This is a genomic window from Streptomyces sp. NPDC039424 (genome assembly GCF_055639495.1).
In genome coordinates this window covers 637409-661644 of record NZ_JBVKAI010000004.1, presented here as the reverse complement: position 1 = coordinate 661644, position 24236 = coordinate 637409, and the positions used below count along the sequence as shown (strand labels likewise).

Below are 24236 nucleotides of genomic sequence, written 5' to 3'. Positions count from 1 at the left end.
AGTCCGTCATGGCCTTCGAACAGCTCAGTCGCAGTAATATTCAAGCCCTGTGGCGCTACATGCCCGGCCAGCCATACAACTGGTCCTCCAAGGGATCGGTCATCGGCCAGCCACCCCGGCAGGTGACCGCCCTCGATGTGCCCGAGGGTTGGGTCGCTCCGCAACTCAACCGCCTCCTCCTGCCGTTCGCCGCCGCGGCGAAGGGTGGCCCCAGGTCGGGATCTGAACTACACGCGATCGAACGCGGACAGTTCAAGCTCGTGAAGGCGGAGGACCTGCGTGCCACGCGTTTCCCCAACACCTTTATCTGCCGTGCGTGTGGCCTCCTCAAGACCGTCCGAGCGAGTGACCCGGCGCCGGCCTGCTCGGTATCCAGCCACGGGGTTATGGCCCAATTCTCCTGGGGTGAGGTACATGAGTGTGGCCTCCTGAAGGAGCTCTCGGTGCCGCGATGTGCCTCCGGTTGCCAGGGCGCGATGCGGCTCTGCAACACCCGCGACTTGAACACGTACCGGTGGTACTGGATGTGCGGTCGTTGCCAAAGGCGCTCCGACCAGCCGATCGTCAAGTGGTGCTCTACCTGTCGCGAGGGTCGCCCTCAGGTGATGCGTGTGCCACAGACATCGGTCTACTACCCCCAGCAGATCACCGTCATCAACCCGCCGACTCGGGGCACCTATGGGGCCCTGGCCCACAAGCGCGTGTACGCGGCCGCTGTGGCTCAGAGTCTTGGCCTCCTACCCAAGGGCGCGGAAGGACTACGACGGGGAGGAGGCTCCACCGCCACGGGAGGCGCCGTGGAACAAGCACGCGAGATGGCCGCGACGCTCGGCCTGAAGGCCGGCGATGATCTCTATAACCAACTCATCGCTGAGGCCAAGAAGAAGGAGGGAGACGCGCCCGCGTGGGACGCACAGGTCGACTCCCTCGGACGGGATCCAGACACGATTGAGGAGTTCGGTGAGGAGTGCCGTCAGCTTGGGTTGGCCTGGGACGCCAAGCCCCTGACGTCTCAGGAACTGCTGGACGGCGACGAGGGAACTGAGCTTGAGCCCATCTACCGGCGGTACCGCAAGCTCTTCACCCACTACGGGTTCGCCGACGTGACCCTGCTGCGAGAGCTCCCGATCGCTTACATCGTCGCCGGATACACCAGGATCAGCAGCAAGGCTGTCGCGACGACCCGTCGGGGAACCCAGACTACGCAGCAGTTCCGATTCTTCCCCGCTGGCCGGGACAGCAAGTTCCCGATGTATGGCGTCCGTACGGAGACCGAGGGCTTGCTGTTCGAGCTGGACAAACTCGCCGTGGTGAAGTGGCTCGTCGACTCCGGTCTCGTCGCGGATCCGGGCGTGCGTACGCAGGAAGACGCTCAGCGTTGGATCTTCTCGGTAGCCGACCCGGTAGTCGATGTCTTCAACGCCCCCGAGAACCCGATCAGCCGGGCGCTACTCGGCCTTGTCCACTCGATGGCGCATCGCACCATGAAAGCCATGGCCAGCAGGTGCGGGCTTAATGTCGATTCGCTGGCGGAGTACCTCTTCCCGGCGAATTGCGGCTACCTGATCTACGCGAACACTCGAAGCGAATTCACCCTTGGCGGGCTGGAGCACGTCTATCGCTTCGATCTTGAGGACGCCTTGCGTGAGTTGGACGCGGAGACCCGTTGCGTCTTCGACCCCCCGTGTCGACGGGACTTCGGTGGAGCGTGCGCCGCCTGCCTTCACATCTCCGAGGTCGCTTGCGCGAGGTTCAACACCGTGTTGGACCGCAACCTGCTCTTCGGCACACTGCCGCTGTCCGCCTCCCCCGCGAGGACACCAGTCAAGTCTGGACGAAAGGAAGAGCGGCGGTGGCGCGGGTACTGGAGCCACTGAGACCTCTCGTCTCCCTTCTCCAGCAAGCGGCGGACCCTGTCCGCGTCGCGGCGGCCGCGACCAGCCTCGCGGCCGCCGGCGCCACCGCGGCGAAAGTGATTGAGCAGGTCGCCAACGCGGTGACGGATCAACGCCTCGTGACCCACGCCCTCGTCCACGCTGGCGTGCTCCAGGAAGACAGCCGCCTTACCGAATCGGCACCGCTGCTTCTCGCTCAAGCCCACGCCATGGTCGCGATGTCAGTCGAGGACAACTGGGAGCTAGTCTTGACCGTTCCGACCTTCTTGCGTGATTCACTGAGCGCGATGTCCCGGGACAATGGCGGCCCGGGACTCCCTCTCGATACGGAGCCTACGCTCCGCATGGTCGCTGAGAGCGCCAAGGACCGACTGGTGATGGCCGCGCCTTATCTGCACCCATCCTTCGTCTCCGCGCTGGCGCCCGCTCTGGCCGATCTGTTGGCGAATGGAGGGCGCGCGGTCGTGATCACAAGGGCGTTGGGTGTTTCGGCACCAAAGCGTTCCGACCCCAATATCGACTCCGTGTCCATTCTTCGTGAGGCCGCGGGCGCGAACGGTGGTCGCCTCAAAATCTGCTCGTGGGACGAAGCTGGCCTAGGTGTCCACTTCAAGGTCTTACTCGCGGACGAACATCTGGCGTACGTCGGATCCGCCAATCTCACGCCTGGAGGCACTTCGTCAAACGCCGAAGCAGGCGTGCTGCTGCGAGGAAGACGGGTTTGGTCGCTCTCGCGTTGGCTCCACGTGGTGGCTGATGAGCTCATACGAAGGTCACTCGTGTAAGCCTCTTAAAGGTCCTTCCGCCGGTCACCCCGCTCGGGTAGGGCCCGAGTACCTAGGCATTGGTGGTGCCTAGGCGTACCCGAGAGGCCACTTATGATCCACGACTCAAGGTCAGGAAGGACGGGTGCGAAGCGGTCGACCGTGGCAGAGGGCCGCGTGGCACACTCAGCCATATGATCCGCGAACCAGCAGAGCTAACCGTCCAAGCGGACGGAACCGTTGAGTTGCCCATGGGGCTGTTGGCCGAGGCCGGCCTAAACCCCGGGTCCAAGGTGCTCGCCTTCAGCGACAGGGACGGCCGGATCGTGCTGCGCCGTTTTGACGACTCGGTCGAGGACCTACTGGGTGGGCATGGTTTGTAGCCCCGCGCGTTCAGCCGTCGCGCGCTCTGGGCGAAGAAGCGCGATGACCCGGTTGGCCGCGTCGACTGGGTCATCATGCTCCCAGACACGGATGATCGTCCAGCCAGCCTGACGCAGGAGGCTGTCAGTCTCGGCGTCTCGCTTGCGGTTTCCCTCGATCTTCTCGCGCCAGAAATCGATGTTCTTCGTGGAGGGTCGGTGGTGCTCAGGGCAGCCGTGCCAGAAACAGCCATCGACGAAGACCGCGATACGCGCTTTGGGAAAGACGATATCGGCCGTCCTGCGCAGTTGAGGAAGTGGCCTAATTCCCACGCGATAGCGCAGGCCCGCCCGATGGAGGAGCGAGCGAAGCCGGATCTCTGGCTTCGTGTCCCTGCCGCGGTTACCCCGCATCACAGACCGGACGGCCGGCGAAGTGGCCCAGGACCGCTCGGGCGGCGACTCCTCTGCGAGGAGCCCGGCGTCCCTCGCCATCTCCCATGCCTGAGCCAGGTTGGCGCCACGTGTGTCGTGCGCGACCTCGCCCACGTACTCAGCGGGTGAGCGGCCCTTGTCGGACCACCGGAGATAAGCCCGGATACGGCGTGTCTTGGGGAGGACCTTCAGCTCGATGGAAGCGCGCGCGAAGCGTCCGTCGCCCAGGTCGACCATGCGCCGGTGCCGTCCACCAGCGGCACGGTCCTGCTCGGCCGCCAGCGCCTCACGGCTTCGTCCCTCTCGGCCCTTCCACGCGCGGGCGGGTGGCGGCTTGCCCTTCCATCGGCTTGGCTCGTTTGGTGCCATACCGGTCACCTACGGCTCTCCGCCTCGTCCAGGGCGGCGGCCACGGCCTTGGCGAAGACCTCGCCGAGCAGAACGGGGACGGCGTTGCCGAGTTGCCGCATCTTCTCTCCGCGAGGACCTTCTAGCTTGTGGTCATCCGGGAATGTCATAACGCGAGCGGTCTCTCGAACGGTCATGTAGCGGTGCTTGTACTTCCAGCCGTTAGGGGCTTCGGGGTCCGGCTCTCTGTCGTCCAGGAGCATGACCGATTCCCCACCGGGTACACCGTGCACGCCAGCCTTGACCGTCTTCGCCGGCCTGTCCAGCTCGTTGGGTGTGTGGCCGTCGTAGATACGGGCACCGGGCCAGCCGATGTGGTAGGTAAAGCCCCCCAAGTAGTGCTCCTTGCGATCGAAGAGCTCCTCGGGGACGGGGGGTAGGGGCTTGTTCCCATCGATTCCGGCGATCGCGTCGCGAAGGGTCCGCCAGGGCTTCTTCTCGCCGTCCTCGTCCTGCGGCAGCTCCTGTGGCAGCTCCTTCGGCAGCCGCGCGTGGACGCGTTCCACAACGTGGTCCAGCACCTCCCGGATGGCTCGATGACGCTTCCAGTAGGACCCGTCCAGCATGGAGCGGATCAGCGCCTCTTCCGAGTACTGGGGACGCACCGCCCTCTTGAAGGCCTCGATATCGACGTTCAAGTCCGCCCGGAACGCGACGAGGATGACCCGGTGCCTGATCTGTGGCACGCCGTAGTCAGCGGCGTTCACCGGGGTCATGATGACCTCGTACCTCTCGGATGGATCGCGAGGCTCTTCCTCCCGACGTCGCTTCAGGATCTCGTCGTGCTCTTCCCACGACGCCCCGTCCGCGCGTTCCTCGAAAGGCAATTCCAGCTCCCGCTGGATGTAGTCGAAGTACCGCTTGAACGAGGGGCGAAGCAACCCACGGACGTTCTCGCAGATCACGGCCTTGGGCCTGATCTGCCGAACCGCCCTGAACATCTGGGGGAACATGTTGCGCGCGTCCTCGGTACCCTTGTGGGCGCCCCCGAGGCTGAAGGGCTGACAGGGCGGACCACCCGCGAGGACGTCGACCTCGGCGTCGCGCAGGTACTCCATGGACAGCTCTCGGACGTCGCCCACAACCAAGGGGCAGGGCTCGCCGGGCTTGGGGATCCGTTCCTCGTCGCCACGGGGCTTGGCCCCGTTGGCCTCCAGGGTCTCGCCCGCTCGCTTGTCGAACTCGTTATAGAGGAGCGGACGGAAGCCCGCGCGTTGAACGCCCAGCGCCAAGCCGCCAGCGCCCGCGAACAGCTCGACGCTGGTGCGGTCCCTAGTTTGCTCTCCAAGCTGATCAGGCATGGCGAAAGCATACCGCGGAGTTGTCGATCTTGCTGCGGGTATGGCGAGAAGTTTCTCTTCGCTTTCCCGATCGCGGATAGGGTGCCGGTGATCACTTGAGCGAAAGGACGCTTGGATGACGCCGGCAGTCGAGTCCGATGACGGGGCCAAGTACCACAGAGACTTCACCCTGAGCATCACCAAGGCCCTCGGCGATCAGCTCGCGGACGCGCTTGAGGGACTGGACCGGGCCCCGTTGGCCGAGGACAGCATCGACGACCTCAAGGAGAAGCCCGGGGTCTACCAGCTCTACCTCAATGGCGAGTTCGTCTACGTGGGCAAGGCGGACAAATCGATACCCGTCAGGCTACGTCAGCACCTCCGCAAGATCGGCGGACGTCGCGGCATCTCCTTGCGAGACGTGGAGTTCTCTTGCCTCTACGTCGCGGAGGACTTCTCCGCCCTCGCACCGGAGCAGCTGCTCATCACGCACCACAAAGAAGCCGGCCAGATCCCATGGAACAACAACGGCTTCGGCAACAAGGACCCTGGCCGGAATCGTGACAGCACAGTCCTCAAGGCCAACCACTTCGACATGCTCTTCCCCATCGACCTGGAACGTACGGTCGATGGGCTCACACCAGGTGTCGTAACCCTTCAGAAGTTGCTGGACGAGATGAAGACCGGCCTTCCGTACAACTTCAGGTATCAGAAGTCGCCTCTCTTCAAGCAGCGATTGGTGACGATCCCTGAAGCGGATATGACGGCGGACTCCGTCTTCGGATTGATCGCGAAGGAGATACCAGACTCCTGGCAGATCGTCGCCCTGATGGGCTACGTGATCATGTACGACGACAGCCCCCGCGAGTATCCGAGCGCCTGGCACTACTACCGCGGCACGGAGTCGTTCGAGACGGCGCCAGAGGCTGAGCCCCCCGGCCCTATCGATGAGGCCGAGGAAACCGACGAAGACGCGTAGTCAACCAGTTCGACCCACAGCCGCTTCCAGGCGGCGTGGGTGTACACCGCGAGTAGCCACGCGAGCACTCGACGGCCGCACTCGTCGTCAAACGCTGCTCACATCCCGGAGCCCTCATGACCACGCCAAGCACCCTGTCCTCCTGGCTCGAGGCCGAACCGCCTCCCGCTCCCCTACGGAGGAAGCCCAAGCCCGCCAGTTGGATGGATGGCGCGCAGCGGCACGAAGAGTACAACCCTCTCGACCTGGAAAACCTCGGCCGCAGCGTCGAGGCGCAATTGCTGCGCCGCCCGATCGAACCGCTGGCTTCCATCGCGCCCACCCTCGGCGCCGGTGTCTACGCCATCTATTACTCGGGCCCTCATCCGCTCTACAAGCCGATCGTCAAACCTTTTGGGGGCACCCCTATCTACGTGGGCCAAGCTCGCCGCGAGGGGGAACGCAAAGGCACAACCGATCTGAACGCGCCAACGCGCGCCCTCTTTGATCGCCTGGATGAGCATAAGGACTCCATAGAACAAGTCGCTCGGCTCGACAGCGATCTTGATATCCAGTTCTTTCACGCGCGTTACCTCGTAGCGATCGAAGCCTTCGTCAGCCTCGCGGAGCGCGTTATGATCCGGCACCATCGCCCTGTTTGGAACACTGTCGTCGACGGCTTCGGCAACCACAATCCGGGGGCCGGCCGCTTTGACAAGCAGGCAAGGCCCGCGTGGGATGATCTACATCCAGGCCGCTGGTGGTCACATCCGAAACGTATGAAGAAACCAAGCGCCCGGTCGCCCGAGCAATCGCGCCAATTGATCAAGGCGCACTTCGTGGGCATTCCCGCACAGGTCGCGAGTGAAGACGCCACTCACTGAAGTCGGCTCACGCTGCGTCCGGGCGGCGGTGCGTTCAAGGCTGAGGGCTATCGGTAGCGGCTGGCGGCGGTCAGCCATGTCACCACAATCGACTCGTCCCCGTCCTCTTCCTCGTCAGTGCCATCGGGGGCGGGGGCTTGGCGGACCTGTTCGATGTGCCGCTCCATGCCGCGCAAGTTCTCCTGCAGATCCATGGTCACTACGCCATCGACGCTGACTTTCAGGGGGTCGGCGAGGAGCTTCGCGCGCCGCTCGCCCAGTACCTCGAGCGCGACCGCGCACAGATCCCAGCCGGAAGAAGCGGCGTTCCAGGTCAGCAGGGTCGGCGTCCGGTCCGAGCTGCGCGAGCAGCCACGACCGCTGGAACTCATCCACCAGAGCCACATCCCTCAACATGAGGCACGGCCCGGAGCCAGACGGGGGAGACTGGCTCCGGGCCGTACTCGGGAGCGTATTACGCGGAGGAGGAGCGTGTCCGCCGCGACGGCGACTTCTTCGCGCCGCCCCCGCCGGTCTCGCCCCGCGCTGAATCCGGCTCAGCGGCGCCCGCGGTCGGATCCGACTCACCAACAGTGATCGGCTCTGTCTCGGCGTCGTCCTGCAGCGGCCCATCCCAGGCGTCCGGGTTCGTCACCAGCACGGCGATCTCCGACGCCGGGCTCTCGCCCGGAAGCAGGATCAGGTTCTCGTGGGTCGTCGGGTCCTTCACGTACACGGCGGCGATCAGTCGGCGCACCTGTATCAGAGCACCTTCGCCACAATGTGCGCCTCCGGGGTGTGCATGACCGGCATGCCGACCGCAGCAGGCTTGGTCCAGATCTGGACCGGGTCATCCTGAACACTGCGGGTGATTATCAGGCCCGGTGCGTCCTCCCGGATGATCTCCGGGTTCGTACCACGGGACAGCACCAGGGCCTCCGCCGTTACCCCGAACATCGGCTGGGCCCACTTCTCCCGCTCCGGCGGCACCAGAATCCACAGGTCCTCGGGCAGCACCTTGCGGGGCTTGCCGTCCACCCGCACCTGCGCCTTATAGAACTGGATCGGCGGCAGGTTGTAGTTGCGGCGCACCACTTGATCTTCTGCGGTGTGAGCGTGGTCGTTGGCGTGGTAGACGGGTTCACGCTGCCGTAGTACGCCGCCCCGTAGGCGTTGTTCGCCGCCAGGTAGCTGAACGCCTTCCGCGAGGTGATCACCAGCTCCGGTTCCGGAGCGCCGATGTCGTCCAGGTGCTGAATCCACCGCAGCTCATCCGCGATCGGGTCCGACCACGGCCGCGCGGCGACCGGCATGTTCTCGGCGGGAACGTTCCAATCCACCTCCAGCGTCAGCCCGCTCTCCTGCACCAGCGAGAACTTCCCGTCCGCGAGCACGTCGCCGGCCGCCAGCTCCAACCGGGAGCGGATCGCCTCCACGTGACGTTCCACGTCGTCGTACAGCAGCTCGGATCAGCCGGTCCTGATCCGAGCCGTGGGAGTTCTCCAGCAGGATCTGCTCCTGCTCGGAGACGACGAGCTTCTGTCCCTGCGCGGGCAGAGCACCCTCGCGGGACGTCTGCCACGCCTCACGGGTGGCGAACGGCACCGACGCGTTGAACGCCCAGCACTTGGCGACGTTGACGTACCGGCCTGAGTCCTTCGTACGCCACTTGACCTCCCGCATCTCCATTGTTGGGAAGACGTCTGGGAGGAAGTCCTTCGGGGACGGGATCGCCCTGGCGAACGTCGTCACGTCCATGACGGAGACGTCCTTCAGCAGGTCCTGAATCGTCACAGCTCACACCCCCGCTCACACAAAGCGGATCTGCGCGGCACGCGGGTGGCACACGAGCTGGGACATGTCGATGCCGCCCGGCACCTTCGACGCCTTCACCGCGCCGTGCCACAGCAGCACGGCCGTAACACGGGTCTACCCCAGGGCGAACAGGGCCTCGGGGATGATTAAGCCGCGCAGGATCTGGCGGCCACAGATCGCCTCCGGGTAGTACGGCCCGTACAGGCCGGAGTCTGCGACCGTGCCGACCAGCACAGCGGACAGGATCCTGCCGTACGGCTCTCAGCCGTCGCCGCACACGTAGTGCGTGCCGTCGCAGAACGGTTCAGGTCGAGGGTGACGGTGTCAGTCGAGTCGGTGTCGTGCAGGGACGCCAGCCACTCACGGTTGGCGGTCGTGTACTCGGACTTCGAGACGGTCTGGATGGTCATATGCGTGTCTCCATGGACGCCGCGGCCACGAATCCGCACACCGCCCACGGAGGCGATGCCGTCCACGAGGTTCAGGGGGCATGGTCCCCCACGTCCCGGGCCCGGGGCTACCTCGCAGCGGAGTCGCTGAACTCCGGAATCAGTCCACGACGCTTGGCCATCTCCAGCCCGGCCACACTAGGCCTTGATAGCGGCGCCGTACGTGTCGCGCCTCGCCCTGCCGGTGCACCGGCAGGAGCCGCCGGCGCCGGCTTGCGGAATGCACCGAACGCTCCGGACGGCGCGCACGCAGACTTTCGGCCGCCGCCTAGACCTGCGCCTATCCGCATCCTCGTCGTCCACGGCCAGCAGGCGCTCCACGGGCGCCAGGTCCTCGCCCTCCGCTCCGAGCGCCACCAAAGCAGACCGCCGAAGCGCCGCCCGGGCGGGACGCCCCGCAGGTGGTGCTTACCCGTGTGAACATGCGGGAGAACGACGCGAGCCTATCGGCTGCGGCACGCGAGGAGCTGGAGCGGGAGTACGCCGGCACCCGGCTGGGGCGGCAAGAGCTGTCTGGGGAGCTACTCGAGAACTCAGAGAAGGCAAAAAGGGCATATCCGACTTGCGGGTTATGTAGGAAATAAGCGTCCTCAACGTGTCCTCATGATCTTGAAACCGCGACCAGAGAGGCCGTCAAGATCGCTACGGACGTGCTGCTGACCGACGAAACGCCTGGTCAGAACGTTCCTGCATGACCACTAAGTGGTGGGGCGGGTGGGACTCGAACCCACGGCCGACGGATTATGAGTCCGCTGCTCTAACCGGCTGAGCTACCGCCCCATAGCGGCGTGTCGCGTACATGTGTGCGCGCCGTCTGCCGCAGCATAGCCGCTCATACGATCTCCTGCCTCGGATGGTCGGCTTCCCGCGGCCCCTCATGACCTTGAGGACTGCGGCGGGGGCGCGGCGGTTCCCCCGGACATGAAAAAGGACCCCGAAGGGTCCTCGTTCAGCATGCTCCCCCGACTGGACTCGAACCAGTAACCTGCCGGTTAACAGCCGGCTGCTCTGCCAATTGAGCTACGGAGGACCGAGCTCCCCCGACTGGACTCGAACCAGTAACCTGCCGGTTAACAGCCGGCTGCTCTGCCAATTGAGCTACGGAGGAATGCCTCGTTGCATCGAACGTACCTACCTGGGTATTCGCCAGGGGGCGCGCGCTCGCTGCGACACATACATTAGCGCAAGCAGGGGGGTGCTCCGCCAATCGGTACCTCCGGCGCCGAAGCCGCACCAGAGACCTACGCATGGGAAGGATGGTCGTCATGCGCTACCGGCTCACGTTCGTCGCCGGTCTCGCCCTGGGTTACATCCTGGGCACGAAGGCCGGACGCGAGCGCTACGAGACGCTGAAGAAGTCCGCGCGGCAGATCGCGCAGAACCCGGCCGTCCGCAACACCGCCGAGACCGCGGCCCAGCAGGGCCGGGAGATCGCGGGCAAGGCTCTGCACACGGTCAGCGACAAGGTCGGCGACCGGGTCCCCGAAGCGGTCGCCCATCGGGTCCGGTCCCTGCGGGACAGGAACGGACACGGCCCCGGAGAGGACGACTGGGGCACCAGCAACACCTAGGGACGTCCGAGGCGACACGGTCACCCCCCGCCGTACGGCAGAATTTTCGCCATGGGGATAGTCGCCGGGTTGGACAGTTCACCCGATTTCACTCGCATCGTCGTCTGTGACGCGGACACCGGGGCCGTGCTGAGGCAGGGCTATGCGCCGCACCCGATGGAGGGCCCGGACGGCGGGGGGCGGCCCAGCGACGTGGATCCACAGGCCTGGCTGCTGTCCCTGGGCGAGGCGGCCGGCGGCGGGCTGCTCGAAGGGGTGCAGGCCATCGGGGTCTCCGCCCAGCAGAACGCGCTGATCCCGCTCGACGCGCAGGGCGCCACCGTGCGCCCTGCGATGGTCGGCGGCGACAAGCGGGCGCAGGTCGCGGCGGCCGACCTGGTGGACGCGCTGGGCGGACGCGAGGCGTGGGCGCAGGCCGTGGGGTGCGTCCCGCAGGCCGCTCAGCCCGTCACCAAGCTGCGCTGGCTCGCCAAGAGCGAGCCGGAGAACGCCCTGCGGACGGCGGTCCTGCTGCAGGCGCACGACTGGCTCGTGTGGCAGTTGCTGGGGCGGCCTGTGAGGAGAACCACTGATCGCGGGGGCGCCTCCGGGACCGGGTACTGGTCCGCGGCGACCGGCGGTTACCGCCCGGACCTGGTCGAGCTGGCGCTCGGTCACCAGGCCGTCCTGCCCGACGTGATCGGCCCGTCCGACGCGGCCGGTACGACGCCGGAGGGGCTGCTGATCTCCGCCGGGACCGGCGAGACGATGGCCGCCGCCTTCGGTCTGGGCCTCGGCCTCGGGGACGCGGTGGTGTCCCTGGGGGCGTCCGGGTCGGTGATGGCCGTCCACCCGGAGGCGCTCACCGACCAGAGCGGGATGATCACCTCGCTGGCCGACGCCACCGGTATGCACCTGCCCGTCGTCACCACCCTGAACGCGGTACGGACCCTGCGCGGCACCGCCGAACTCCTCGGCCTGTCCGACCTGGAGGGCCTGTCCGACCTGGCGATGAAGTCGACACCGGGCTCGCACGGGCTGGTGATGCTGCCCTACCTGGAGGGTGAGCGGACGCCGAGTCTCCCGCACACCGCCGGAACCCTCGCCGGGCTGCGCCGCGAGTCGATGAAGCCCGAGCATCTGGCGCGGGCCGCGTTCGAGGGCATGCTGTGCGGGCTCGCCGACGCGCTCGACGTGCTGCGCGGCCGGGGTGTGGACGTACGGCGGATCTTCCTGCTGGGCGGGGCCGCCGAGCTGCCCGCCGTGCAGGCCGCGGCGCCCTCGCTGTTCGGCGCGCAGGTCGTCGTACCGCAGCCCGCCGACTACGCCGCGATCGGCGCCGCCCGGCAGGCCGCCTGGGCGCTCGGCGTCTCCCAGGGCACCCTCGACCCGCGTACCCCGCCCCTGTGGCAGGGCGCCGCCGCACAGGTGCTGGAGCCGGGTGAGGAACTGGCGGTGGGCCAGGCCGTGCGACAGCAGTTCGTGTCGGTCCGGGAGCAGACCCACCCGGGGGCGTTTCGCCCCTAAGGGGACAGGACACCCCCCTGGCCGCCCCGCTGTCGGCTTAATCGGTTGAGGTAACGCGGGTGGAGTGTTCGACGATAGGGGCCAAGGGCAACCAACCGACCCCTTTCGTCGACTCCGAGAGACGTAGCGTGCTCATACGACTTCTGCGGACCTATCTCAGGCCCTACAAGAAACCCATAGCTCTGCTGGTGCTGCTGCAGTTCCTGCAGACCTGCGCCACGCTCTACCTGCCCACGCTGAACGCGGACATCATCGACGACGGCGTGGTGAAGGGGGACACCGGTTACATCCTCTCCTTCGGCGCGCTGATGATCGGCATCTCGCTGGCGCAGGTCGTGTGCAACATCGGTGCCGTCTACTACGGCGCCCAGACCGCGGCGGCGCTCGGCCGCGATGTACGGGCCGCCGTCTTCGACCGTGTGCAGTCCTTCTCCGCGCGTGAGGTCGGGCACTTCGGCGCCCCCTCCCTCATCACCCGTACGACCAATGACGTACAGCAGGTCCAGATGCTGGCCCTGATGACGTTCACCCTGATGGTGTCGGCGCCCATCATGTGCGTCGGCGGCATCGTGCTGGCGCTCGGGCTGGACGTGCCGCTGTCCGGGGTGCTGATCGGGGTCGTGCCGGTGCTGGGCATCAGCGTCACGCTGATCGTGCGGCGGCTGCGCCCCCTGTTCCGGTCCATGCAGGTACGGCTGGACACGGTGAACCGGGTGCTGCGCGAGCAGATCACCGGCAACCGGGTCATCCGCGCCTTCGTCCGGGACGAGTACGAGGAGGGCCGCTTCCGGAAGTCGAACGTCGAGCTCACGGAGATGCAGCTGGCCACCGGCCGGATGCTCGCGCTGATGTTCCCGATCGTGATGACGGTGGTGAACGTGTCGTCGATCGCGGTCGTCTGGTTCGGCGCGCACCGCATCGACAGCGGCGGCATGGCGATCGGCGACCTGACGGCGTTCCTCGCCTATCTGATGCAGATCGTCATGTCCGTGATGATGGCCACCTTCATGTTCATGATGGTGCCGCGGGCGGAGGTGTGCGCCGAGCGCATCCAGGAGGTCCTGGAGACCGGGAGCAGTGTGGTGCCGCCCTCGGCGCCGGTCCTGGAGCTGCGCCGGCACGGGCATCTGGAGGTCCGGGGCGCGGGCTTCCGCTATCCGGGTGCCGAGGAGCCGGTGCTGAAGGCCGTCGACCTGGTGGCCCGGCCGGGCGAGACCACCGCCGTGATCGGCTCCACCGGCAGCGGCAAGTCGACGCTGCTCGGACTGGTTCCCCGGCTGTTCGACGCCACCGACGGCGAGGTGCTGGTGGACGGCGTGGACGTGGCGACCATCGAGCCCAGGCTGCTGGCGAGGACGGTGGGCCTGGTGCCGCAGAAGCCGTACCTGTTCGCGGGCACGGTGGCCACCAACCTGCGGTACGGCAATCCGGACGCCACCGACGAGGAGCTGTGGCACGCGCTGGAGGTGGCGCAGGCCAAGGACTTCGTCAGCAAGCTGGAGAACGGGCTCGACTCCCCCATCGCCCAGGGCGGCACCAACGTCTCCGGCGGCCAGCGCCAGCGGCTCGCCATCGCCCGTACGCTCGTCCAGCGCCCGGAGATCTACCTCTTCGACGACTCCTTCTCCGCGCTCGACTACGCCACCGACGCGGCCCTGCGCACCGCGCTCGCCCGGGAGACCGCCGAGGCCACCGTGGTGATCGTCGCGCAGCGCGTGGCGACCATCCGGGACGCCGACCGGATCGTGGTCCTGGACGAGGGCCGGGTGGTCGGCACCGGCCGGCACCACGAGCTCATGGCGGACAACGAGACCTACCGGGAGATCGTGCTCTCCCAGCTCACGGAAGCGGAGGCTGCCTGATGGCCGGGCCCATGGGACGCATGATGGCCGGGGGCGGCCCCGACCAGCGCTCGATGGACTTCAAGGGGTCGGGCAAACGGCTCGTCGCCCGGTTCAAGCCCGAACGGGTCACCATCTACGCGCTGCTGCTGTGCGTGGTCGTCAGCGTCGGGCTCAGCGTGATCGGCCCGAAGATCCTCGGCCAGGCCACCGACCTCGTCTTCTCAGGCATCATCGGGCGGCAGATGCCGGCCGGGTCCACCAAGGAGCAGGTGCTCGACTCCATGCGCGAGCGGGGCCAGGGCTCGATCGCGGACATGCTGCAGAGCACCGACTTCACGCCGGGCGAGGGCATCGACTTCGATGCCGTCGGGAACGTCCTGCTGTTCGCGCTCGGTACGTTCCTGGTCGCCGGTCTGCTGATGGCGGTGGCGACACGGCTGGTGAACCGGGCCGTCAACCGCACGATGTACCGGATGCGGGAGGACGTGCAGACGAAGCTGTCCCGGCTGCCGCTGTCGTACTTCGACAAGCGGCAGCGCGGTGAGGTGCTCAGCCGGGCCACCAACGACATCGACAACATCGGCCAGACGCTCCAGCAGTCGATGGGCCAGCTGATCAACTCGCTGCTCACCATCATCGGCGTGCTGGCGATGATGTTCTGGGTGTCCTGGCTGCTCGCGCTGGTCGCGCTGGTCACCGTGCCGCTGTCGTTCGTGGTGGCCACCCGGGTCGGCAAGCGGTCGCAGCCGCACTTCGTGCAGCAGTGGCGCTCCACCGGCAAGCTGAACGCGCACGTCGAGGAGATGTACACCGGGCACACCCTGGTGAAGGTGTTCGGGCGGCAGGACGAGTCGGCCGAGCAGTTCGCCGAGCAGAACGACGCGCTGTACGAGGCCTCGTTCAGGGCGCAGTTCAACAGCGGGGTCATGCAGCCGCTGATGATGTTCGTGTCGAACCTGAACTATGTGCTGGTGGCGGTCGTCGGCGGCCTGCGGGTCGCGTCCGGCGCGCTGTCCATCGGCGATGTGCAGGCCTTCATCCAGTACTCCCGGCAGTTCTCGATGCCGCTGACCCAGGTCGCCTCGATGGCCAACCTGGTGCAGTCGGGCGTCGCCTCGGCCGAGCGGATCTTCGAACTCCTGGACGCGGAGGAGCAGGAGCCGGATCCGGTGACGGCCGAGAAGCCCGCGGAGCTGCGCGGGCGGGTGGCGCTGGAGCATGTGTCGTTCCGGTACGACCCCGAGAAGCCGCTGATCGAGGACCTCTCGCTGAAGGTGGAGCCGGGTCACACGGTCGCCATCGTCGGTCCGACGGGCGCGGGCAAGACCACGCTGGTCAACCTGCTGATGCGGTTCTACGACGTCTCCGGCGGGCGGATCACCCTCGACGGCGTGGACATCGCGCGGATGTCCCGGGACGAACTGCGGACCGGGATCGGCATGGTGCTGCAGGACACCTGGCTGTTCGGCGGCACGATCGCGGAGAACATCGCGTACGGGGCCTCGCGGGAGGTGACCCGGGGCGAGATCGAGGAGGCGGCGCGGGCGGCCCACGCGGACCGGTTCGTCCGCACCCTGCCCGACGGCTACGACACCGTGATCGACGACGAGGGCACGGGGGTCAGCGCCGGTGAGAAGCAGCTCATCACCATCGCGCGGGCGTTCCTGTCCGACCCGGTGATCCTGGTGCTGGACGAGGCGACGAGCTCCGTCGACACCCGGACCGAGGTGCTGATCCAGAAGGCCATGGCCAAGCTGGCGCACGGCAGGACGTCCTTCGTGATCGCCCACCGGCTGTCGACCATCCGGGACGCGGACACGATCCTCGTCATGGAGAACGGCTCGATCGTCGAACAGGGCGCCCACGCGGAGCTGCTGGCCGCGGACGGTGCCTACGCGCGGCTGTACAAGGCGCAGTTCGCGCAGGCGGTGGCGGAAGTCGACTGAGTGCCCGGGGGGCCGCCCGCACGGGCGGCCCCCTCTTCAGTCGAGGTAGCCGCGCAGCTGGTCGGCGAAGGCGTGGTCCCGGAGCTTGTTCAGGGTCTTGGACTCGATCTGGCGGATCCGTTCCCGGGTGACGCCGAAGATGCGGCCTATCTCCTCCAGGGTGCGGGGGCGGCCGTCGACGAGGCCGTAGCGCAGTTGTACGACCTTGCGTTCGCGCTCGCCGAGGGTGGAGAGGACCGCTTCCAGGTGCTCCCTGAGCAGCAGGAACGCCGCCGACTCGACCGGGCTCGCCGCGTCGCCGTCCTCGATCAGGTCGCCCAGCGCCACGTCGTCCTCCTCGCCCACGGGGGCGTGCAGGGAGACCGGCTCCTGGGCGAGGCGGAGCACCTCGCCGACCCGCTCGGGCGGCAGGTCCAGATGGGCGGCGACCTCGTCCGAGGTGGGTTCGTAGCCGCGCTCCTGGAGCATGCGGCGCTGGACGCGCACGACCCGGTTGATGAGTTCCACGACATGTACGGGGACGCGGATGGTCCGGGCCTGGTCGGCGAGGGCGCGGGACATGGCCTGGCGGATCCACCAGGTGGCGTAGGTGGAGAACTTGTAGCCGCGGGCGTAGTCGAACTTCTCGACCGCCCGGATCAGCCCGAGGTTGCCCTCCTGGACGAGGTCCAGCATGGTCAGGCCGCGTCCGACGTACCGCTTGGCGACGGAGACGACGAGCCGCAGGTTGGCCTCGATGAGCCGGCGCTTGGCCATCCGGCCCAGCACGACCAGCCGGTCCAGGTCGAGGGCGAGCTGGCTGTCCAGGTCGGGGGTGTTGCTCAGCTTCTCCTCGGCGAACAGCCCCGCCTCCACCCGGCGGGCGAGCTCGACCTCCTCGGCCGCGGTGAGCAGCGGGATGCGGCCGATCTCCCGCAGGTACTGGCGGAACAGGTCCGAGGAGGGCCCGCTGGTATCGGCTCGGGCGGCGGGCGGCGGGGCCTCGACGGGCTCGGCGGCCTCCGCGGTGAGCACCTCGGCGGGCGGCTCCGCGGGCTCTTCCGCGCCCTCCGGTTCCGCCTCCGGGTGGTGCGCGGCACGGCTCTGCGGGGGCACGGCGGCGACTACCTCGCTCTCGGCGTCCGGATCGTCCGTCGTCGTGCTGTCGCTCTGTGTGAGGGTCTGGGTCTGCACGGGGGCGACCTCCAGGGTGATCGCTGCTGAGTGGAACCGCGGGGGGTGGGACCCGTGGGGGACGGATCGGCCGCGCTCCGAGGACTCAGGCACCGCACCCCAGTGTGGGGGAAGACACATCACCGCCACGAGGGGCTTGCGGTGACTTTTTGCGTCCGGGTCGTGACTCGTCGGTTACTCAGGTCGTTTGACCATCGGACTGACGGCCGGGGACCTGAGGCTCGCTGAGCCAAGGCAGGATGGAAGGCATGGGCGAGATCGAGGAGCAGCGTCGAGCGGACGTCCAGCTGATGCAGGCGCTGCGGCAGACGCAGCTGGAGCACGGCAAGGCGCTGGAGGCTCACACCAGGACACTCGCCGAGCACGGCAAGCTGCTCGGCGCCCTTGTGTCCGGTCAAGTGGCACTCATTGAGCAAGTCGGGGCCCTCACAGAGCGGGTCGGGGCGATCACCGACCACCTCGGCATCGCACCGCCCGAGCAGCCGCAGGACGAGGACCAGCCGTCCCTCACAACGCGGCGGCGCCCCGCTCGCGCAACGTCTGCCCGTACTGCTGGAGTACCCACAACTCGTTCTGCACGGCGGCCAGATGGGCCGGGTCGCCGCCCGTGCTGAGGCGGGCGAGGGTGCTCTGGACGTCCTGGATGCGGCGGTCGACGGCTCGGCGGCGGACCCAGACCAGTTGTTCGCCCGCGTACGACTCGTCGACCGTGCGGCGCATGATCGCTTCGACCGCCAGCTCGGTGACCATCGCTCGGACCATGTCGTCGGGGGCCGCCTCGCGGACGCGGACCAGGTACTCCTGGGGGTCCTGGGTGCCGTACTCGGCGCCGCCGGCGTCCATGATGGCCTGGCGTACGGCCGCGTAGGGCGCGGCGGTGAACTCGTCGACGCCGTACGCGTCGAAGGCGGGAGAGACCAGCTCCGGGCGCTGCAGGGCGAGTTTCAGCAGCTCGCGTTCCGTGGCGTAGACGGGGTTGCGGAGGTTGAGCGCGGGGCCGGAGGACGTGGGGCGGGCGGCGGCCGCCTCGTACTGCTGCTGGGGGCCGCGCGCCGGGGCCGGGCCCCTGCCGCCCCGGTCGCGGGCCCAGCGGGCCAGCTGGGCCACCCGCTTGACCACGAACTGGGTGTCCAGGATGCCGAGCATCCCGGCGAGCTCGACGGCGACCTCGTGCTGGGCGCCGCTGTTCTTGATGCGGGCGACGATCGGGGCCGCCTCGTCGAGGGCGGCGGCCCGGCCCGCCGGGGTGTTCAGGTCGTAGCGGCCGACGACCTGGCGGAGGGCGAACTCGAAGAGCGGGGTGCGGGGTTCGACCAGGTCCGCCACCGCCTCGTCGCCCTTGGCCAGCCGCAGGTCGCAGGGGTCCATGCCGTCGGGCGCGATGGCGATGTAGGTCTCGGCGGCGAACTTCTGGTCGTCCTCGAAGGCGCGCAGGGCCGCCTTCTGCCCGGCCGCGTCGCCGTCGAAGGTGAAGATCACCCGGGCCGAGCCGTTGTCCATCAGCAGGCGGCGCAGGATCTTGATGTGCTCGCCGCCGAAAGCCGTGCCGCAGGTGGCGATGGCCGTCGTCACCCCGGCCAGGTGGCAGGCCATGACGTCGGTGTAGCCCTCGACCACGACCGCGCGGGAGGTCTTGGCGATCTCCTTCTTCGCCAGGTCGATGCCGTACAGCACCTGGGACTTCTTGTAGATCGCCGTCTCGGGGGTGTTCAGGTACTTGGGCCCGTTGTCCGACTCGTACAGCTTGCGGGCGCCGAAGCCGACGACCTCGCCGCCGATGTCCCGGATCGGCCACATCAGGCGGCCCCGGAAGCGGTCGATGGGGCCGCGGCGGCCCTCCTGGGAGAGACCGGAGAGGAGCAGCTCCTTGTCGGTGAAGCCCTTGCCGCGCAGGTAGCGGGTGAGGTGGTCCCAGCCCTGGGGGCTGTAGCCGACGCCGAAGTGGACGGCGGCGGCCTGGTCGAAGCCGCGCTCGGCCAGGAAGACCCGGCCGGTCTCGGCCTCGGGGCTGGTGGCGAGCTGCTCCGCGTACCACTGCGCGGCGGTCCTGTGGGCCTCGACCAGGCGGATCCGCTCGCCGCGCTGGTGGGCCGGGTTGTACCCGCCCTCCTCGTAGCGCAGGGTGATGCCGGCCTGGGCGGCGAGGCGCTCGACCGCCTCCGAGAACGAGAGGTGGTCGACCTTCATCACGAATGTGATGGTGTCGCCGCCCTCCTGGCAGCCGAAGCAGTGGAAGAGCCCCTTGCTGGGGCTGACCTGGAAGGACGGCGACTTCTCGTCGTGGAAGGGGCACAGGCCCTTGAGGTTGCCGCCGCCCGCGTTGCGCAGCTGGAGGTACTCGGACACGACGGCGTCGATCGGGACCGCGTCCCGTACCGCCTTCACGTCCTCGTCGTTGATCCGTCCTGCCACGTGGTGATTCTACGGGGCAGAACTGACACTTCCGGTGCGCGCGATCGCTCAGGGGGCGAGGCTCTCCAGCGGCACGTGCGGGTCCGCCAGGGCCTCCGTGTCCACCCGGGCCCGGGAGCGGATCAGCTTCTGGACGGACTCTGTGACGTCCCACACGTTCACGTTCATTCCGGCCAGCACCCTCCCCTCCTTCACCCAGAAGGCGATGAACTCCCGCTTGCCCGCGTCCCCCCGGATCACCACCTGGTCGTACGACCCGGGCGGGGCCCAGCCGCTGTACTCCATCCCGAGGTCGTACTGGTCGGAGAAGAAGTAGGGCACGCGGTCGTAGACGACGTCCCTGCCGAGCATCGCGCGGGCCGCCGCCGGGCCGCCGTTGAGGGCGTTGGCCCAGTGCTCGACGCGCAGCCGGGTGTCGAAGAGGGGGTGCGGGAAGGCGGCGACGTCGCCGGCCGCGAAGATGTCGGGGTCGGAGGTGCGCAGCCGTTCGTCGACCACGATGCCGCCGCCGTGGGCGCGGTCGGCGATCTCCAGGCCCGCCGCCTCCGCCAGGCCCGTGCGCGGGGCGGCGCCGATCGCCGCCAGGACGTCGTGGGCCGGGTGCTCCTCGCCGTCGTCGGTGCGGGCGGCCAGCACCATGCCGTCCTGGCCGATGATCTCGGTGAGCCGGACCCCGAAGTGGAAGCGGACTCCGTGCTCGCGGTGCAGCTCGGCGAAGAGGGTGCCCAGCTCGGGGCCCATGACCCCGTGCAGTGGGGTCGGTTGGTGTTCGATGACGGTGACCTCGGCGCCGTACTCGCGGGCCGCCGCCGCCACTTCCAGGCCGATCCAGCCGGCGCCCGCGATCACGATGTGCCCGTTGTCCCGGCCGAGCGCGGCGAGCACGCCCTTGAGCCGCTCGGCGTGGGCGAGGCGGCGCAGGTGGTGGACGCCCGCGAGGTCGGTGCCGGGGATCTCGAGGCGGCGGGGCTCCGCGCCGGTGGCGAGCAGCAGCTTGTCGTAGTGGACGAGGGTGCCGTCGTCACCGAAGCGGACCGTCTTCGCGGCGCGGTCGATCCGGTCGACGGTCTGGCCGAGGTGCAGTTCGATGTCGTTCTGCGCGTACCAGGCGGGCTCGTGCACGAAGACGCTGTCGCGTTCCTCCTTGCCCAGCAGATAGCCCTTGGACAGGGGCGGGCGTTCATAGGGGTGGTCGCGTTCGTCGCAGATCAGTATCACCCGGCCGGTGAAGCCCTCCGCCCGGAGCGTCTCGGCCGCCTTGGCCCCGGCCAGGCCTCCTCCGACGATGACGAATGTCTGATCCGCGTCGACCACTTGATGCCTCCTCGTAAGGGTGCCGCCACATGGGAGCCTCCCGCACCGAGTGTGATGCGGGAAGGGGGAGTGACCCGATCAGGCCACGGAGGGTCACATTCTTTTCACAGGCGCCTCGTCAGGCTCGCGTGCAACGAGCGGGCGGAGGCGTCGGTGAGGGAGGCGATCTGGTCGACGATCACCCGCTTGCGGGCGTGGTCGTCGCCGGCCGCGTCGAAGAGCGTGCGGAACTGGGGGTCCAGGCCGTCGGGGGCGCGGGCGGTGAGCGCCTCGGCCAGTTCGGCGACGACGATCCGCTGGTCGGCGCGGAGCCGCTCCTGTTCGGCGCGCCGCATCACGTACTGGTCGGCGACCGCCTTGAGGACGGCGCACTCCATGCGGGTGGGGCGCGGTACGACGAGTTCGGCGCCGTACCGGGTGAGGCGGCCGCTGCCGTGCGCCTCCCGCGTGGCGCCCTCGGCGGCCAGGCAGAACCGGCCGATGAGCTGGCTGGTGGTGTCCTTCAGACGGGCCTGGGCGACCGCCGTGCCGTCGTACCCGTGCGGCCACCACTCCTGGTCCTGGAGCCGGTCGAGGGCCTCGGCGAGTTCGGCGGGGTCGGTGCCGGCGGGGACGTACCGGCCGATGGCGACGGCGAACACCACCTGCCGTTCGGACTCGGCCCGCAGACTGCCCGGGTCGATGTGGCCGGCGTGCAGGCCGTCCTCCACGTCGTGCACCGAGTACGCCACGTCGTCCGCCCAGTCCATGACCTGGGCCTCGAAGCAGGTGCGGGCGCCGGGGGCGTCCTTGCGGACCCAGTCGAAGACCGGCCGGTCGTCCTCGTACACCCCGAACTTGCCGGACGCCGGGTCGGTGGGGTGGGCGCCGCGCGGCCAGGGGTACTTGGTGGCGGCGTCGAGGGCGGCACGGGTGAGGTTGAGGCCGACGGAGCCCTCGGCGGTGAAGCGCTTGGGCTCGATACGGGTGAGGAGTCTGAGGGACTGGGCGTTGCCCTCGAAGCCGCCGCAGTCGTCGGCGAACTCGTTCAGGGCCTGTTCGCCGTTGTGACCGAAGGGAGGATGGCCCAAGTCGTGGGAGAGGCAGGCCGCTTCGACCAGGTCGGGGTCGCAGCCGAGGGCCGCGCCCAGCTCTCGGCCGATCTGGGCGCATTCGAGCGAGTGGGTGAGGCGGGTGCGGGGGCTGGCGTCCCAGGCCGCCTGGTTGGGCTCGCCGGGGGTGACCACCTGGGTCTTGCCGGCCAGGCGCCGCAGCGCGGCGGAGTGCAGCACGCGTGCGCGGTCTCGCTGGAAGGCGGTGCGGCCTGGGCGTTTGTCCGGCTCTGGGGCCCAGCGGTCGGCTGACGCCGGGTCGTAGGCGGGTGGGGGTTCGGGGACTGCCATGGTTCGACAGTACGGGTCGGCTGTGACAAACCGGGGTTATGGGGCCCCGTTTTCAGGCCGACGCCAGTGCCGGTTCCGTCAGCGTCTCCGGGGTCGCCAGTGCCTGGTCGTAGCGGTGGAGGATCAGGCGGGCCATCGCCGGGTGGGCGCCCAGGGGGGCCGAGGCGATCCAGGGGGCGGCTTCGGCGCACTGGGTGGCGAAGCGGCCGGGGGCGGTGAAGCAGGAGGCGACGGCGACGCGGTGGCGGCCTCGGGCGGCCAGGGCGCGCAGGGCGGTGGGGACGGTCGGTGTCGCGGCGGAGGCGTAGGCGGGAACGACGGGCACGCCGAGGCGGTCGGCGAGGAGCCGGGCGGTTCGGCGGGTGTCGGCCGCGGAGTCGGGGTCGCGGGAGCCCGCGGCGGCGAGGACGACCCCGCTCGCCCGGCGGGTGGCGTCGTCGAGGCGCGTACGCCAGCCGGCCTCCACCAGGCGGTCGTACAGGGTCTCCACGAGGAGCGGGTGCGGGCCGAGCGGTGCGGCCACCCGGGTGCGGGCGGTGGCGGCGGACGCCATCTCGGGGATGTCCCGCTTGACGTGGTAGCCGCGGGTGAGCAGCAGCGGTACGAGCACGGCCCGGCCGTCGCCGAGGGCGGCGAGGGTGTCGGGGAGCAGGGGCTCGTTCAGCTCGATGTGGCCGAGGCGCACGGGCAGGCCGGGGCGCAGTTCCCGTACCCGCTCCATGAGTGCGCGGACGGTGTTCAGGGCGCGCGGGTCGCGGCTGCCGTGCCCCACCAGGACGAGGGTGGGCGGGCCGGGGCGGCGCCTGCCGTCCAGGGAGACGAGGCTGAGCTGGCCGGCGAGCTGACTGCTGATACTGGTCATGATGTGCGCCGTGCTGTCGAGGTGGATGCGGAACTCGTCGCGGGGAGGGTTCGACGCCGTCATGGAAGGATCCTGACGGCAGGAGGTTGCCGTCCCGTTGCACGGCCGTGACGGTTATTTTTTCCGGCGCTTCACCGTGGGGGCGCCGGCGGTGTGAGGTGCCGTGCGGGTGCGGGCGAACCGGATCATCGTGCTGCGCGTCCTCCTCCTCGACAGCCGACAGGGGGACCGTATGAAGATCCGTCGACCGCGGTTGCCGCGCACCCGTGCCGGGCGGCGGCGGCTGGTGCAGGCCGTGATGGCCGGGTGTGTGCTCGCGCTGCTCCCGGCGACCTGGCTGTTCGTGTCGACGGCCGACCGGCTGCGCGGCACCGCGGACGCGCCGCGCACCGAGGTCGCCGTCGTCTTCGGGGCGGGGCTGTGGGAGGGCGAGCCGTCCCCTTATCTCGCGCACCGGCTGGACGCGGCGGTGAAGCTGTACCGGGCGGGCAAGGTGAAGGTGGTCCTGGTCACCGGTGACAACAGCCGCGAGGACTACGACGAGCCGGACGCCATGCGCGCCTACCTGACCAGGCGCGGGGTCCCCGACTCCCGCGTGGTCAGCGACTACGCCGGCTTCGACACCTGGGACTCCTGCGTGCGCGCCAAGAAGATCTTCGGTGTCGACCGGGCCGTCCTGATCAGCCAGGGCTTCCACATCCGCCGCGCGGTCGCCCTTTGCGAGGCCGCGGGCATCGACTCCTACGGCGTCGGCGTCGAGGCCAAGCACGACGCCACCTGGTACTACGGCGGCACCCGCGAGGTCTTCGCGGCGGGCAAGGCGGCCCTGGACGCCATGTTCAAGCCGGACCCCCGCTTCCTGGGCCCGAAGGAGCCGGGCGTGGCCCGAGCGCTGGCCTCCGACCGGTGACGGGCGCCGCGCTTCGGGGCACGGTCGTCGGTGACACGGGTCGCCGGGTGCGGCGGCCGTGCCCGTCGGTTGAGTACGGCAGGCACA

Annotated in this window: 19 protein-coding genes, 3 tRNA genes and 1 pseudogene; 9 read left to right on the top strand and 14 right to left on the bottom strand. The window is 68.7% G+C overall.

Features of this window, described 5'->3' with window-relative positions:
• The first annotated feature begins 8 nt into the window (after positions 1–8).
• Both ACZ7L0_RS14225 and ACZ7L0_RS14220 read left to right on the top strand, forming a co-directional pair.
• Positions 9–1877 (top strand): hypothetical protein, encoded by a 1869-nt coding sequence (locus ACZ7L0_RS14225; protein WP_471242728.1) that lies wholly within the window; start codon positions 9–11, stop codon positions 1875–1877.
• A complete protein-coding gene (locus tag ACZ7L0_RS14220) occupies positions 1853–2680 on the top strand; it encodes a phospholipase D-like domain-containing protein (protein WP_471242727.1) in 828 nt (275 codons plus the stop codon). The genes ACZ7L0_RS14225 and ACZ7L0_RS14220 overlap by 25 nt, the downstream gene beginning before the upstream one ends.
• A gap of 338 nt (positions 2681–3018) precedes the next feature.
• Here the strand turns inward: ACZ7L0_RS14220 and ACZ7L0_RS14215 are convergent, their stop codons facing one another.
• Both ACZ7L0_RS14215 and ACZ7L0_RS14210 read right to left on the bottom strand, forming a co-directional pair.
• A complete protein-coding gene (locus tag ACZ7L0_RS14215; RefSeq protein ID WP_471242726.1) occupies positions 3019–3693 on the bottom strand; it encodes a very short patch repair endonuclease in 675 nt (224 codons plus the stop codon).
• Between the two features lie 137 nt (positions 3694–3830).
• The gene (locus tag ACZ7L0_RS14210) at positions 3831–5165 is read right to left on the bottom strand and encodes a DNA cytosine methyltransferase (protein WP_471242725.1); all 1335 of its coding nucleotides are present in this window, start codon (positions 5163–5165) and stop codon (positions 3831–3833) included.
• A 115-nt stretch (positions 5166–5280) separates the two neighbouring features.
• On the opposite strand from ACZ7L0_RS14210, the gene ACZ7L0_RS14205 reads away from it, so the two are divergent.
• Positions 5281–6123 (top strand): GIY-YIG nuclease family protein, encoded by an 843-nt coding sequence (locus ACZ7L0_RS14205; RefSeq protein ID WP_471242724.1) that lies wholly within the window; start codon positions 5281–5283, stop codon positions 6121–6123.
• A 116-nt stretch (positions 6124–6239) separates the two neighbouring features.
• Entirely contained in the window at positions 6240–6986 is a 747-nt protein-coding gene (locus ACZ7L0_RS14200; RefSeq protein ID WP_471242723.1) for an Eco29kI family restriction endonuclease, read from the top strand.
• A 47-nt stretch (positions 6987–7033) separates the two neighbouring features.
• On the opposite strand, the gene ACZ7L0_RS14195 is transcribed toward ACZ7L0_RS14200, so the two are convergent.
• The 7 genes and pseudogenes from ACZ7L0_RS14195 to ACZ7L0_RS14165 all read right to left on the bottom strand — a co-directional run bounded on the left by ACZ7L0_RS14195 (position 7034) and on the right by ACZ7L0_RS14165 (position 10337).
• Positions 7034–7357, bottom strand: a complete 324-nt coding sequence (locus tag ACZ7L0_RS14195) for a hypothetical protein (RefSeq protein ID WP_471242722.1) — start codon at positions 7355–7357, stop codon at positions 7034–7036.
• A gap of 83 nt (positions 7358–7440) precedes the next feature.
• The gene (locus tag ACZ7L0_RS14190; RefSeq protein WP_471242721.1) at positions 7441–7722 is read right to left on the bottom strand and encodes a hypothetical protein; all 282 of its coding nucleotides are present in this window, start codon (positions 7720–7722) and stop codon (positions 7441–7443) included.
• Between the two features lie 5 nt (positions 7723–7727).
• Positions 7728–8057: a major capsid protein gene (locus tag ACZ7L0_RS14185; RefSeq protein WP_471242720.1), complete on the bottom strand. Its 330-nt coding sequence runs from the start codon at positions 8055–8057 to the stop codon at positions 7728–7730.
• Between the two features lie 92 nt (positions 8058–8149).
• Positions 8150–8401: pseudogene (locus ACZ7L0_RS14180) on the bottom strand (major capsid protein); the annotation flags it as partial.
• A gap of 1531 nt (positions 8402–9932) precedes the next feature.
• A tRNA-Ile gene (locus ACZ7L0_RS14175) sits at positions 9933–10009 on the bottom strand.
• A 177-nt stretch (positions 10010–10186) separates the two neighbouring features.
• Positions 10187–10259: transfer RNA gene (locus ACZ7L0_RS14170), tRNA-Asn, on the bottom strand.
• Between the two features lie 5 nt (positions 10260–10264).
• A tRNA-Asn gene (locus ACZ7L0_RS14165) sits at positions 10265–10337 on the bottom strand.
• 157 nt (positions 10338–10494) lie between these two features.
• Between ACZ7L0_RS14165 and ACZ7L0_RS14160 the strand changes: the two genes are divergently transcribed.
• From ACZ7L0_RS14160 to ACZ7L0_RS14145, 4 genes are all read left to right on the top strand, one after another.
• Positions 10495–10800 carry a YtxH domain-containing protein gene (locus tag ACZ7L0_RS14160; protein ID WP_471242719.1) on the top strand — a complete coding sequence of 102 codons (306 nt, stop codon included), beginning with the start codon at positions 10495–10497 and terminating at the stop codon, positions 10798–10800.
• A 51-nt stretch (positions 10801–10851) separates the two neighbouring features.
• Positions 10852–12306, top strand: a complete 1455-nt coding sequence (locus tag ACZ7L0_RS14155) for an FGGY family carbohydrate kinase (protein ID WP_471242718.1) — start codon at positions 10852–10854, stop codon at positions 12304–12306.
• A gap of 128 nt (positions 12307–12434) precedes the next feature.
• Positions 12435–14168 carry an ABC transporter ATP-binding protein gene (locus ACZ7L0_RS14150; RefSeq protein ID WP_471242717.1) on the top strand — a complete coding sequence of 578 codons (1734 nt, stop codon included), beginning with the start codon at positions 12435–12437 and terminating at the stop codon, positions 14166–14168.
• A complete protein-coding gene (locus ACZ7L0_RS14145; protein ID WP_471242716.1) occupies positions 14168–16096 on the top strand; it encodes an ABC transporter ATP-binding protein in 1929 nt (642 codons plus the stop codon). The genes ACZ7L0_RS14150 and ACZ7L0_RS14145 overlap by 1 nt, the downstream gene beginning before the upstream one ends.
• 36 nt (positions 16097–16132) lie before the next feature.
• Here ACZ7L0_RS14145 and ACZ7L0_RS14140 read toward each other — a convergent pair whose 3' ends face one another.
• The 5 genes from ACZ7L0_RS14140 to ACZ7L0_RS14120 form a co-directional block, all read right to left on the bottom strand.
• Positions 16133–17362 (bottom strand): RNA polymerase sigma factor, encoded by a 1230-nt coding sequence (locus ACZ7L0_RS14140; RefSeq protein ID WP_471242715.1) that lies wholly within the window; start codon positions 17360–17362, stop codon positions 16133–16135.
• 414 nt (positions 17363–17776) lie between these two features.
• Entirely contained in the window at positions 17777–19681 is a 1905-nt protein-coding gene (dnaG, locus tag ACZ7L0_RS14135) for a DNA primase (protein WP_471242714.1), read from the bottom strand.
• 48 nt (positions 19682–19729) lie between these two features.
• On the bottom strand, positions 19730–20995 hold the full coding sequence (locus ACZ7L0_RS14130; RefSeq protein ID WP_471242713.1) for an NAD(P)/FAD-dependent oxidoreductase: 1266 nt from the start codon (positions 20993–20995) through the stop codon (positions 19730–19732).
• Between the two features lie 104 nt (positions 20996–21099).
• On the bottom strand, positions 21100–22377 hold the full coding sequence (locus ACZ7L0_RS14125; RefSeq protein WP_471242712.1) for a deoxyguanosinetriphosphate triphosphohydrolase: 1278 nt from the start codon (positions 22375–22377) through the stop codon (positions 21100–21102).
• A gap of 52 nt (positions 22378–22429) precedes the next feature.
• Positions 22430–23302 carry a sirohydrochlorin chelatase gene (locus tag ACZ7L0_RS14120; protein ID WP_471242711.1) on the bottom strand — a complete coding sequence of 291 codons (873 nt, stop codon included), beginning with the start codon at positions 23300–23302 and terminating at the stop codon, positions 22430–22432.
• Between the two features lie 169 nt (positions 23303–23471).
• On the opposite strand from ACZ7L0_RS14120, the gene ACZ7L0_RS14115 reads away from it, so the two are divergent.
• Positions 23472–24149: a SanA/YdcF family protein gene (locus tag ACZ7L0_RS14115; RefSeq protein ID WP_471242755.1), complete on the top strand. Its 678-nt coding sequence runs from the start codon at positions 23472–23474 to the stop codon at positions 24147–24149.
• The last annotated feature ends 87 nt before the right edge of the window (positions 24150–24236 follow it).